The sequence below is a fragment of the Janthinobacterium sp. SUN033 genome (assembly GCF_030397595.1).
GTDB classification, from domain to species: Bacteria; Pseudomonadota; Gammaproteobacteria; order Burkholderiales; family Burkholderiaceae_D; genus Janthinobacterium; species Janthinobacterium kumbetense.
On record NZ_JAPQNV010000002.1, the window covers coordinates 187,161 to 199,850 of the forward strand.

A 12,690-nucleotide genomic window follows, 5' to 3' on the forward strand; every position below is an offset into this window, starting at 1 on the left:
ACCTTTTACGTGATTAACGTGGAAAGTGGGGAGGCGGAATGGCGCGCCATTCCGGCGGAATAGCGGGCAACACGAAACGGCTGCAATCGTGGCCGGGCGGTGTTGACCGCTTGAGCAAGTGGTAATGCGTGGCGATGCGCTGCACGATGCGTTCGATGTCGGGCAGGTATTGCGGATTCGATTTCAGGTCGCCGCTGGCCAGGGTATAGCCGGAAAAATCCACGTACAGCCCCGATTCCGTGATTTGCGGCGGCAAGCCGTCCGGATGGCGCGTCATGATGATGGGAATGATCAGGTGGCTGGGCAAGTCGTACCAGGCGCGCCGCTCCTGCTCGATCAGTTGCATGGCGGCAAATTCGCGCCGCGTGTAGCCGTGCGCTTCATATTTGGGCGTGTACAGCACGATCATGCACACGCTCTGGCACATGGCGCGCGCCACGCGCAAGTCGATATCGTCGCCGCCCCCCAGTTGCTCGCTGTCGATGAACAGGACTTCCTCGCGGTCCAGGTGCGGTTCCAGATAGCAAGCCAACGCCTCGATGAGGTCATTCTTGAACTTGTTCATGAACGCATATTGGCCGTGCGCGTAGCTCAAGAAACAGCCGTAGCGGATCTCCATGGCATCCCCCTGTTCCCCGTGCGGCCCTGCCATCGCCGCGCCTTGACCCTGCAAGGCATGAGCTCACTGTAGACCGCTCGGCAACAAGCCTGTTTGCGCTGGCGCAAAGATGTGTCTGGCGTCCTGGACATGAGGAAAAATGCCAGAAACTGGCGCGATCGCGCCGATTCCTGGCATGCCAGACGCGCAAGCGGGCGCCGCGCGAAAAACGCCATGTGATTGATAACAAAGGGAAATATGCCGGCGCGCGGATGGCGCCGGCAGGCAGGACTTAAGCGAGGACTTAAGCGCCCCTGGCGGGCAGGTTGCGGAAGAACTCCACCACTTCGGCGGTGTCGCGCGTGCGCTTGAATGGCGGCAGGCTTTGCCAGATGCGCTTGCCGTACGGTTTGGAAATGAGGCGCGGATCGCAGATCATCAGCACGCCCCGGTCGCCCTCGTCACGGATCAGCCGGCCCGCGCCCTGCTTCAGGTTGATGATGGCTTCCGGCAGCGAATGGTGCATGAAGCCGTTCTTGCCCTGCTTTTCCATCACTTCGATGCGCGCCGCCAGCACGGGATCGTCGGGCGGCGCGAACGGCAGCTTGTCGATGATCACGAGCGACAGCGCGTCGCCGCGCACATCGACGCCTTCCCAGAAACTCTGGCTGCCGATCAGCACGCCATTGCCGGCCGCGCGGAACTGGTCCAGCAATTCCGTACGGCCCTTTTCTCCCTGCACGAACAGGGGGAAGTTCAGGCCCCGCTGCTTGAATTCGTCGGCCAGGCGCTCGGCCGCGCGCTTGACGGCGCGCAAGGTGGTGCACAGGAAGAAAGTGCGCCCGCCCGCCGCCTCGATGATGGGCAAGGCGCAGTCGATGACGGCGTCCGTGTAGCCCAGCGAATTCGGTTGCGGCAGGTTTTGCGGCACGAACAGCAAGCCTTGCTGGCCATAGTCGAACGGGCTCGGCCACGTATGCGACGGTTCGCCCGTCAAACCCATCTGTTCAGAAAAATGCTTGAAGTCGTTTTTCACGGCCAGGGTGGCGGACGTGAAAATCCAGCTGCGCGGCGTGCCTTCGCGCTGGTTGTTGAAGATGGGCGCGATCGACAATGGTGTTTTATGTAATTGCAAGGAGCTGGAAAACGCTTCCACCCAGAATACGGCTTCTTCGCCGGCCGCAACCTTGGCCTTCGGATCGAACTTCCAGCCGCTCAGCTGCTGCGCCAGTTCGACGCCGCGCACGCGGCACTGCTCCAGCGTTTCCGCCCGTTCCGCCTGGGTTTCCAGCACGGCGACCATGCCGTCGAGCTCATCCTTGAGGGTGTCGAGCGCGGGGAAAAAGTCGCTCGAGGGGGCGATCTGCGGCAAGGACAGGCGCACGATATCCTGCGGGAAGGTCAGGCGCAGGTCGCGCGCCGCCTTTTCCACCACCGTGACGGTCTTGGCCCAGTCGATGCCGCGCGCATGCGCGAGGCCCTCGGCCAGCACGTCGCGGCACAGTTCCAGGATTTGCGACGTCGACACCGTATTGCCAAAGAACAAAGTGGCCGTGTCGGGCAGCTGGTGCGCCTCATCGAAGATGATGGTGTTGGCCGATGGCAGCAATTCCGCCACGCCCGTATCCTTCAGGGCCACGTCGGCAAAGAACAAGTGGTGGTTGACCACCACCACGTCGGCCTGCTGGGCTTCCTTGCGGGCCTTCATGACGAAGCAATCCTGGTAATACTGGCACTCGGCGCCCATGCAGGTGTCGCGCGTGGACGTCACCAGATTCCAGATCATGGCGTTTTCCGGCACCTTGGTCAGCTCGGCCTTGTCGCCCGAGCTGGTCATCTTGATGAAGCGCGAAATTTCGCGCAGGTGGCCCACGTCGTCGCGCGACGTCATGCGCCCGTTTTGCAGGGTGCGTTCCAGGTGATAGTGGCAGACATAGTTCGAGCGCCCCTTCAGCAAGGCGACGGACACGGGCGCCTGCAGCGCGGCGCGCACGGTGGGGATATCGCGCAGGAATAGCTGATCCTGCAAGTTTTTGGTACCGGTGGACACAATGGTCTTGCCGCCCCACATCAGGGCCGGCACCAGGTAGGCGAAGGTCTTGCCCGTGCCCGTGCCCGCCTCGGCGATCAGGGTCGTCTGGCTGTCGATGGCGCTGGCGATGGCTTTCGCCATTTCCGTTTGCGAGCGGCGCGGCTTGTAGCTGCCCACGGCCGGACCGAGCGGGCCGCCGGCGCCAAACAGGCGCTCGATGTCGGCATCGTGCTTGCCAGGCGGCGCCTGGAACTCGGCGTGCAGACTGGCTGGCAGATCGGCAGGCTGGCCATCTGGGCTTGCGGGCAATAAATTGTGATCGGTCAAAATATACTTAGGTGAAGGCTGGACTGGACGCTGCTGGCGCCCCTCAGGCGGGAACGTCGGGCACCAACTGCATTTTCAGCAAGGTGATGTGATCCTTCAATTGCAATTTGCGTTTTTTCAGGCGGCGCAGTTGCAGCTCGTCATGGTGGCCATCGAGTATCAGCAACTCGATGACGGCATCGAGGTCGCGGTGTTCCACGTTGAGTTCAATCAGGCGCCGCTCTATTTGCTGTGCATCGCTCATGTGTTGCGTTCCAGGCAGTGTTGGTAACGGTGTTGGGAAACCGGCGCGCGCAGCGTACGCAGGCAGCCAGTGGGCGTAGTTTAACCTGCCGCGCGGCTTAGGGCACGCCCTTTCCGGCCTGCCCCCTGCGCGGCAGCGTTATTTGGCCGGCGGCACAGGCACAGGTACAGCAACGGCCGGCGTGCTGGCAGCGGCGGCCGCCTTGGCAGCCTTGGCCTGCGCTTCGGCCTGACGCTCGGCCAGGCGTTGCGCCACCCGTTTCTGGCGCGCCACGGCGTCAGCCTGTTTTTTCGAATAGGCTGCTTCGCGGGCGGCGCGGCGCGGGGCATCGGCAGCGGCGGCGGCGGCCTGTTTCGCCACCTTCGCCGCGTGCTCAGCCTCGCGCTCGGCCACGCTCTTGCCTTCCGGCTTGGGCGGCGCCGGCTCGGGCGCGACCACTTTCACGGGCTTGGGCAAGGCCGCGGCACGCTGTTCGGCGTCCAGGCGCGCACTTTCCTGCGTCCGGGCCAGGTCGATATCGCGCAAACGCACGGACTCGGCGCGCTTGAAGTAATTCGCTTCCGCTTCGACGGCGCGCAGGCGCACGAGGATCAGGCGGCGCTTTTCCTTGGCCTTGTCCAGGCAGTTATTCACGAAAAACTTGTCGTAGCACTCCAGTTCGCGCGTGGCAAACTCGTCTTCCGCTGCCGCGCGCTCGCTGGCGACCAGCTTCAGCTTGGCGTCCGCCTCGTCCACCGACAAGGTGGCGGGCACCTGCGGCGCGCCGACCTCATCCAACGCCGCGGCACCCTGGTGCGCGCAGGCGGACAACGCCAGGACCAGGCCCAGCGCCGCACCCAGCTTGTATAGTGTATTTGCCATCATGTTCCTTATCCCTGCCTCAAACGATCGCGTCGGCCGCGCCGCGCTGTTCTTTTTCCATGTATTCGCGCGATTGCATCTCGATGATACGCGAAACGGTGCGGTGAAACTCGTTGGCCAGCATGCCGTTCGTGTACAGCTCATCAGGCGCCACTTCGGCCGACATGATCAGCTTGACCTTCTGGTCATAAAACACGTCGATCAGCCAGGTAAAGCGGCGCGCCTCGGACGACTGCGCCGCCGACATGGCCGGTATGCCGGACAATATCACCGTATGGAAGCGGCTGGCGATTTCCAGGTAATCATTTTGCGAGCGGGGACCGCCGCACAGGGTGGCGAAATCGAACCAGATGATGCCGCCGGCGCGGCGCAGGCAATGGATTTCGCGGCTCTCGATGCGGATGCGCGCGTCTTCGTCTGCCGTCTCGGCGATGCGCGTGTAAGCGTCGCGCAAAGCCTTGTCGGTCTCGGCGCCGAGCGGCGTGTAGTAACTTTCCACCTGCTCCAGCGCGCGGCCGCGGTAATCGACGCCCGCGTCGACGTTCATCACGTCGAGCTTGTCCTTGAGCAGCGCGATGGTCGGCAGCATGCGGTCGCGGTGCAGGCCGTCCGGATACAGCAGGTCCGGGTCGTAATTCGAGGTCATGATGAAGGACACGCCGTTGGCGAACAGGGCCGACAGCAGGTTGTACAGGATCATCGCGTCGGCGATGTCGGAGACGTGGAATTCATCGAAACAGATCAAACGGTATTTCTTGGCGATGCGCTTGGCCACCTCGTCGAGCGGGTCGGCCACGCCTTTCAATTCATCGAGCTGCTGATGCACGCCGCGCATGAATTCGTGGAAGTGCAGGCGCGTCTTGCGCACCAGGGGCACGACCGAGTAAAAACTGTCCATCAGGAACGATTTGCCGCGCCCCACCCCACCCCACATGTACACGCCTTTCGGCACGGCAGGACGGTTCAGCAGGCGCTTGAAGGTGCTCGAGCGCTGGCCCTTGTAGGCCACCCACTCGTCATAGCACAGCTGCAGGCGGTCGACCGCGCGCCGCTGGGCGGCATCGGCCTTGAAATCACGCTTCTGCAGCGCGTGCTGGTAAAACTCTTCTACGTTCATGGGATTCGCTTTAACGCACAGGGGCGCCGGCGGAAAAAATCCGCGAGCGCCCCCGTAGGACTAACTACAATTAAAAGTTCAACGTGCGCTTGTCGACCGCCAGTGCCGCTTCCTTGGTCGCTTCCGACAGGGATGGGTGAGCGTGGCAAATGCGCGCGATGTCTTCGGCCGAGGCCTTGAATTCCATCGCCACGACGGCTTCGGAAATCAGTTCGGAGGCCATCGGGCCGACGATGTGCACGCCGAGGATTTCATCGGTGGTCGCATCGGCCAGGAATTTCACCATGCCCGAGGTGTCGCCCAGCGCGCGCGCACGGCCGTTGGCCATGAACGGGAAGGTACCGGCCTTGTAGGCGATGCCTTCGGCCTTCAGGGTTTGCTCGGTCTTGCCGACCCACGCGATTTCCGGCGAGGTGTAGATCACCCAGGGAATCGTGTTGAAGTTGGTGTGACCGTGCTGGCCGGCGATACGCTCGGCCACGGCAACGCCTTCTTCTTCCGCCTTGTGCGCCAGCATCGGGCCGCGCACGACGTCGCCCACTGCCCACACGTTCGGCAGGTTGGTCTTGCAGTCGCCGTCGACGGCGATGAAGCCGCGCTCGTCCAGCTGCAGGCCGACCTTGTCGGCACCCAGGCCATTCGTGTTCGGCGTACGGCCGATCGAGATGATCAGCTTGTCGAACACGGCTTTTTGCGCTTCGCCCTTGGCGTCCACGAATTCCACGGTGACGTCTTTCTTGCCTGGCGTGATCGCACCGATCTTGCAACCGAGGTTGATCTTCAAGCCTTGCTTGGTGAACAACTTCGACGCTTCCTTGGCGATCTGCTCGTCCACAGCGCCCAGGAAGACCGGCAGGCCTTCCAGCACGGTGACGTCGGAACCCAGGCGGCGCCAGACGCTGCCCATTTCCAGGCCGATCACGCCGGCACCGATGACGCCCAGCTTGGCTGGTACGGCGTCGATGGCCAGTGCGCCCGTGTTCGACAGGATCAGTTTCTCGTCGAATGGTGCGCCCGGCAGTTCGCGCGCGTTTGAACCCGTGGCGATGACCACGTGCTTGGCCGTCAGGGTTTCGTTGGCTTCGCCCGTCACGCTGATGTCATACGTGCCAGCGGCGGCGGCGGCGAAAGCGGCGCGGCCGTGGAAGAAGGCGATCTTGTTCTTCTTGAACAGGTACAGGATGCCGTCGTTGTTTTGCTTGACGACGGTGTCTTTGCGCTTGAGCATCTGGCCCAGGTTCAGCTTCAGGCCGGCGACGTCGATGCCGTGCTCGGCGAAGCTGTGGCCCGCGTGTTCGAAATGCTCGGACGATTGCAGCAGCGCTTTCGACGGGATGCAGCCGACGTTGGTGCAGGTACCGCCTGGAGCGGCGCCGCCCTTGGCGTTCGACCACTCGTCGACGCAAGCGACGGAAAAGCCCAGCTGCGCTGCGCGGATGGCGGCGATGTAGCCGCCAGGGCCCGCACCGATGACAACTACGTCAAATTGTTTAGTACTCATGTTTTGTTATTCCAATCTCTTCGTCTGGTACGAAAATCCACAATAGAAGGTAAATCACCACGCCAAAGCCGAAGGTCAATGTAAACAGGACGAAGACGAGGCGCCAGATCCACGCTTCCATGCCGGAAGCGCGACCCAGGCCGCCGCACACGCCGCCGAGCCAGCGGTCGTTGCGCGACCGGCGCAGGCGGTTGAATTCCTGCACCAGGTCGTTCGCGGGGCCGGAAGCGGCACCGGACGCGTTGTCCGGCTTGTCCAGGTTGATATTGCTCAGGAGCTTGGCTTTCGCTTGCGCGAATTCCGCGTCGCTCAGGGCACCTGCCAGGTGCAACTCGTGCAGACGCTTGATTTCTTCAGAGACGTTCATGGGAATCCTCTTTCATTGAGATCAGCCAGCTGCGTCTTCTGGCAAGGGGTATCAGCTACATTGCCCCGGCGGCTACGCCGGGGGACTACAGTGCTTACAGGTCCAGCAGCAGGCGTGCAGGATCTTCCAGCGCTTCTTTCATCGCCACCAGGCCCAGGACGGCTTCGCGGCCGTCGATGATGCGGTGGTCGTAGGACATGGCCAGGTAGTTCATCGGACGCACCACGATCTGGCCGTTTTCGACAACTGCGCGGTCCTTGGTCGCATGCACGCCCAGGATGGCCGATTGCGGCGGGTTGATGATCGGGGTCGACAGCATGGAGCCGAAGGTGCCGCCGTTCGAGATCGAGAACGTGCCGCCCGTCAGGTCGTCCAGGGTCAGCTTGCCTTCCTTGGCTTTCGCGCCGAATTCACCGATTTTTTTCTCGATGTCGGCGATCGACAGCTGGTCCGCGTTGCGGATGATAGGCACGACCAGGCCGCGTGGCGAACCGACGGCGATACCGATGTCGAAGTAGCCGTGGTAGACGATGTCGTTGCCGTCAACGGAGGCATTGATGATCGGGTACTTTTTCAGCGCGGCGACGGCGGCCTTGACGAAGAAGGACATGAAGCCCAGCTTGACGCCGTGCTCTTTCTCGAACTTGTCCTTGTACTTGTTGCGCAGGTCGATGACCGGCTGCATGTTCACTTCATTGAACGTGGTCAGGATGGCGTTCGTCGATTGCGATTGCAGCAGGCGCTCGGCGATACGTGCGCGCAGGCGGCTCATCGGCACGCGCTCTTCAGGGCGGTCGCCCAGGCTGGCGGCCGACGGCGTGGCAACTTGTTGCAGCGCTGGCTTGGCAGCGGCTGGCGCCAGTGGCGCGACAGCTGGCTTGGCGGAAGCGGCCAGGGCGTCGCCCTTGGTCACGCGGCCGTCTTTGCCCGAACCGGCGACGTCGCCAGCGGACAGGCCTTTTTCGGACAGGATCTTGGCGGCGGCAGGCATGGCGACATCGCCTTTGGTCGCAGCGGCTGGCGCGGACGCGGTAGCGGCGTCTTGTGCGGCGGCAGCCAGGGCTGGTGCAGGCACGGCCGACACTTCCATCGGGCTGACCTTGGCCGAGCCGTCGGTGTCGATGATGGCGATGACTTCGCCGGCGACGACGGTAGCGCCGTCAGCCTTGATAATTTGAACGATCACGCCAGCGGCTGGCGCCGGCAGTTCCAGCACCACTTTATCGGTTTCGATATCGATCATGTTTTCGTCGCGCGCAACTGCTTCGCCGACTTTCTTGTGCCATGCCAGCAGGGTCGCTTCTGCAACCGATTCCGACAACTGGGGAACTTTGACTTCGATTTGTGCCATGTAAAACTCCGTTTATTTTGTTATTGCGGCGCCGCCCCTGCGTAGCAAGGGCGGCGCTCCGTCACGATGTATGCGAACAGGCGCCATGCATACGCACGGCACCCGTCATCCTGCCACTTACTTGGTCAGGATAAAACCCTTCAGCTTCGAGAATGCCGTTTCCAGCAGATCTTTTTGCTGGGCGTAGTGCTTGTCATAGTAACCGACAGCAGGCGACGCCGAAGCAGGACGGCCGGCGTAAGCCAGACGCTGACCCGATTCCAGGCCTTCGAAGATGTTGTGCTGGATCTGGAACCAGGCGCCCTGGTTTTGCGGCTCGTCCTGCGCCCAGACGACTTCGACCAGGTTCGGGAACTTCTTCAGTTCAGCAGCGAACGACTTGTGCGGGAACGGATACAGCTGTTCCAGGCGCACGATGGCCGTGTCGGTCTGGCCGCGTGTCTTGCGTGCGTTGACCAGGTCGTAGTAGACCTTGCCCGAGCAGGCGACCACGCGCTTGACTTTCTTGGCGTCGATTTTGTCGTCGACTTCGCCGATGACGGTCTGGAAACCGCCCTTGGCCAGGTCGGTCAGCGGCGAACCGGCATCCTTGTTGCGCAACAGCGACTTCGGCGTCAGGATGACCAGCGGCTTGCGGAACTGGCGCACCATCTGGCGGCGCAGCAAATGGAAGATCTGCGAAGCCGTCGTCGGCTGCACCACTTGCATGTTGTTGTCTGCGCACAGCTGCAGGAAGCGTTCCGGACGCGCGGACGAGTGCTCAGGGCCCTGGCCTTCGTAACCGTGCGGCAGCATCATGACCAGGCCCGAAGCGCGGCCCCACTTCACTTCGCCGGAGCTGATGAATTGGTCGATCACCACTTGCGCGCCGTTGGCGAAGTCGCCGAACTGGGCTTCCCAGATCGTCAGGGTGTTCGGTTCAGCGGTCGAGTAGCCGTATTCGAAGGCCAATACGGCTTCTTCGGACAGCACCGAGTCGATGACGGTGAACGGCGCCTGGTTGTCCGACACGTTTTGCAGCGGAATGTAGGTACCTGCATCCCAACGCTCGCGGTTTTGGTCATGCAGGACGGCGTGGCGGTGCACGAAGGTGCCGCGGCCAGCATCCTGGCCCGTCAGGCGGATGGCATAGCCGGACGATACCAGCGAAGCGTAGGCCAGGTGTTCGCCCATGCCCCAGTCCAGGTTCATTTCGCCACGGCCCATGGTGCCGCGGTCGCCCAGTACTTTTTCAACCAGCGAGTGAACCTTGAAGTCTTCCGGCACGGTGGTGATGCGGGTAGCCAGGCGTTTCAGTTCCGTCATCGGCACGGCGGTGTCGGCCGAATCGGTCCATTTCTTGTTCAGGAACGGCAGCCAGTCGACGGCGTACTTGTTCTTGAAGTTCGAGATGACCGGATCGACGGTGTGCTTGCCGGCGTCCATGGCGTCGCGGAAAGCGGCCACCATCTTGTCGCCACCATCGGCAGGAATCACGCCTTGCGCGACCAGCTTGTCCGCGTACAGCTTGCGGGTGCCTGGATGCTGGCCGATCTTCTTGTACATCAGTGGCTGCGTCAGTGCCGGCGTATCTTGCTCGTTGTGGCCCAGCTTGCGGTAGCAGATGATGTCGAGGACGATGTCCTTCTTGAATTCCATGCGATAGTCGAGCGCGATCTGCGTCGCCAGCACCACGGCTTCCGGATCATCGGCGTTGATGTGCAGGACCGGTGCTTCGATCATCTTGACGACGTCCGAGCAGTACAGGGTCGAGCGGGCATCGCGCGGATCCGAGGTGGTGAAACCGATCTGGTTGTTGATCACGATATGCACCGTGCCGCCGGTATGGTAGCCACGGGTTTGCGCCAGATTCAGCGTTTCCATGACCACGCCCTGGCCGGCGAAAGCGGCATCGCCGTGCACCAGGATAGGCAGCACTTGCGCGCCCTGCGCGTCGCCGCGGCGATCCATGCGGGCCTTGACGGAACCTTCGACCACAGGGTTGACGATTTCCAGGTGCGACGGGTTGAACGCCAGCGACAGGTGGACCGGGCCGCCTGCGGTGGAGATGTCCGACGAGAAGCCTTGATGGTACTTCACGTCGCCGGCAGGCAGGTCGTCGCCATGCTTGCCTTCGAATTCTTCGAACAGTTCCTGCGGCGCCTTGCCCAGGGTGTTCACCAGCACGTTCAGGCGGCCGCGGTGGGCCATGCCGATCACGATTTCCTGCACGCCTTTTTCGCCGGCGCGCTGGATGGTTTCATCCATCGAGGCGATGAAGGTTTCGCCGCCTTCCAGGGAGAAGCGCTTCTGACCCACGTAGCGGGTGTGCAGATAGCGTTCCAGGCCTTCAGCCGCGGTCAGGCGGTCGAGGATGTGGATTTTTTTCTCTGGGGTGAAATTCGGGGTGGAGCGGATCGCTTCCAGTTTCTCCTGCAGCCAGCGCTTTTCGGCCGGGTCGGAGATGTACATGAATTCGGCGCCGATCGAACGCGTGTAGGTATCGCGCAGATAGTTCAGCAGATCGCGCAGGGTGGCGGTCTCGGGGCCAAAATAGGTATTGCTGATGTTGAACACGGTGTCCATGTCCGCATCGGTGAAACCGTAGAAGCTCGGCTCCAGTTCCGGGATCATCGGACGTTCCTGGCGTTGCAGCGGATCCAGGTTGGCCCAGTGCGAACCGAGATAGCGATAAGCGGCGATCAGTTGCGTGGCGGCGACGCGCTTGCGGCCCATTTCAGCATCGAAGGAAGCGGTCACGGTGCGGATAGGACCAGCTTTTGCGCGCTCGGCGAACGAGGCGACGACGGAGGCATGCGCCACGTCAGGCTTGTTGGTGCCATCGACGGCAGGCACGTGCTGCATTGCGTCGAAGTAGGAACGCCAGTTATCGGGTACCGAGCCTGGGTTGTTCAGATACGCCTCGTACAGGTCTTCCACGTACGGAGCATTCCCACCGAACAGGTAGGAGTTGGTCGTTAATTGCTGCATATATTGCTCACCTTTCTTCGCGCTTCGCGAGGAATTAGCGGGTTAATCTAACCTTCCGCGACACGGCCTGACCGGTTAGCGGATTGCACATCAAGTTGTGGGGAAGGGCTTTTTTATTGCACCAGCATTCTGCATACCGTCATTTAGAATAGCACGCGGTATTGTAACGCAACAACCGCTAGTTGAATTTTATTTGGCAAGCAAATGTAAGCTGTGTTGTTGATTTTCCCGGGCTTGCAAGCCTGTCACTGTTGCGCTTACAGCACATCGGCAGCCCTGCCGGCGTGCCGCTTGCGTCCAACTGGTCTGCCCGGCAAAGGCGCGGCCGCGATGGCCGCCAGCCAATCGGGATCGCCGGCAAACCAGTCCACCAGGAAGTCGAGCATGGTGCGCAGCAGGGGCGACATGTGCTGCCGCGAGGTGTAGATGCCGTAGATGCCCATGTCCTGCGGCTGGTACGCGGGCAGGAGCTCCACCAGCTGCCCGCTGGCGATCAGCGGCGCGGCCGAATAGCGCGGCTGCATGGCGATGCCCGCCCCCGCCACCGTCGCCACCAGCAGGACCAGCGACTCATTCGCCGACAGGCGGCCGCTCACGGGGACAGTGAGCGCTTCCCCGTCGTGCGTGAACTGCCACAGGCTCTTGCCGAAATACGTGTACGTCAGGCAGTTGTGCAGGGCCAGGTCTTCCGCCCGGCGCGGCGTGCCGTGCGCGGCCAGATACGATGGTGCGGCGCACACCACCGAGGCGCAGCTGGCCAGCTGACGCGCGATCAGGTTCGGCTCGAGCGCGTTCGTGATGCGGATCGCCAGGTCGATGCGCTGCTCCACCAGATTGACGGCGCGGTTCTCCATCTGCAGGTCGACGGCGGCGCGCGGGTAGCGCCGCAGGTAAGCGGTCACTGCGCCGGCCAGCGCCGTCTGCGCCAGCGATTGCGAGCAGGTGATGCGCAGCAAGCCGTGCGGCGTGTCGAGGCCCTCGGGCGAGGTGACGGCCATGGCGCCGGCCACTTCCAGCATCTGCCGGCAGCGCGCCAGGGTGGCCTCGCCCGCATCCGTCAGGCTCAAACGGCGCGTGGTGCGATGCAGCAAGCGCGCCCCCGCCCACTGCTCCATCTCGGCCAGGTAGCGCGTCACCATGGCGCGCGACATGTCGAGCGCGTCGCTGGCAGCCACCATGCTGCCACGCTCGGCGATGGCGACAAACACTTGTGCGGCGGTGATGCGGTCCATCTGCGACTCTCCATTGATTCGTTCGATTCATGCAACTAAGTATTGCAATCTACCCTATTTCCCGTGCCTGGTCGAAAGGATAATATGCGA

10 protein-coding genes are annotated in these 12,690 nt (G+C 62.5%); all 10 read right to left on the reverse strand.

The window, feature by feature from the left end; translation table 11 throughout:
- Window positions 1-13 precede the first annotated feature (13 nt).
- The 10 genes from OX460_RS09480 to OX460_RS09525 all read right to left on the reverse strand — a co-directional run bounded on the left by OX460_RS09480 (window position 14) and on the right by OX460_RS09525 (window position 12,600).
- The gene (locus tag OX460_RS09480; RefSeq protein ID WP_035820738.1) at window positions 14-619 is read right to left on the reverse strand and encodes a toll/interleukin-1 receptor domain-containing protein; all 606 of its coding nucleotides are present in this window, start codon (window positions 617-619) and stop codon (window positions 14-16) included.
- A gap of 283 nt (window positions 620-902) precedes the next feature.
- Window positions 903-2,906, reverse strand: coding sequence for an ATP-dependent DNA helicase (locus OX460_RS09485; RefSeq protein ID WP_289898888.1), 2,004 nt, complete (start codon window positions 2,904-2,906; stop codon window positions 903-905).
- 94 nt (window positions 2,907-3,000) lie between these two features.
- Window positions 3,001-3,201 (reverse strand): DUF465 domain-containing protein, encoded by a 201-nt coding sequence (locus OX460_RS09490; protein WP_034752051.1) that lies wholly within the window; start codon window positions 3,199-3,201, stop codon window positions 3,001-3,003.
- A gap of 138 nt (window positions 3,202-3,339) precedes the next feature.
- Window positions 3,340-4,062 (reverse strand): hypothetical protein, encoded by a 723-nt coding sequence (locus tag OX460_RS09495; RefSeq protein WP_289898513.1) that lies wholly within the window; start codon window positions 4,060-4,062, stop codon window positions 3,340-3,342.
- A 19-nt stretch (window positions 4,063-4,081) separates the two neighbouring features.
- The gene (gene zapE, locus OX460_RS09500; protein ID WP_099667077.1) at window positions 4,082-5,179 is read right to left on the reverse strand and encodes a cell division protein ZapE; all 1,098 of its coding nucleotides are present in this window, start codon (window positions 5,177-5,179) and stop codon (window positions 4,082-4,084) included.
- Window positions 5,180-5,249: 70 nt separating this feature from the next.
- Window positions 5,250-6,680: a dihydrolipoyl dehydrogenase gene (gene lpdA, locus OX460_RS09505; protein WP_034752057.1), complete on the reverse strand. Its 1,431-nt coding sequence runs from the start codon at window positions 6,678-6,680 to the stop codon at window positions 5,250-5,252.
- Window positions 6,670-7,047 (reverse strand): PspC domain-containing protein, encoded by a 378-nt coding sequence (locus OX460_RS09510; RefSeq protein WP_077407361.1) that lies wholly within the window; start codon window positions 7,045-7,047, stop codon window positions 6,670-6,672. Before OX460_RS09510 ends, lpdA begins: the two co-directional genes overlap by 11 nt.
- Window positions 7,048-7,141: 94 nt before the next feature.
- Entirely contained in the window at window positions 7,142-8,398 is a 1,257-nt protein-coding gene (gene odhB / locus OX460_RS09515; protein WP_230542174.1) for a 2-oxoglutarate dehydrogenase complex dihydrolipoyllysine-residue succinyltransferase, read from the reverse strand.
- Between the two features lie 117 nt (window positions 8,399-8,515).
- Window positions 8,516-11,368, reverse strand: coding sequence for a 2-oxoglutarate dehydrogenase E1 component (locus OX460_RS09520; protein ID WP_034789088.1), 2,853 nt, complete (start codon window positions 11,366-11,368; stop codon window positions 8,516-8,518).
- Between the two features lie 257 nt (window positions 11,369-11,625).
- The gene (locus tag OX460_RS09525; RefSeq protein ID WP_251350495.1) at window positions 11,626-12,600 is read right to left on the reverse strand and encodes a LysR family transcriptional regulator; all 975 of its coding nucleotides are present in this window, start codon (window positions 12,598-12,600) and stop codon (window positions 11,626-11,628) included.
- Window positions 12,601-12,690: the final 90 nt, after the last annotated feature.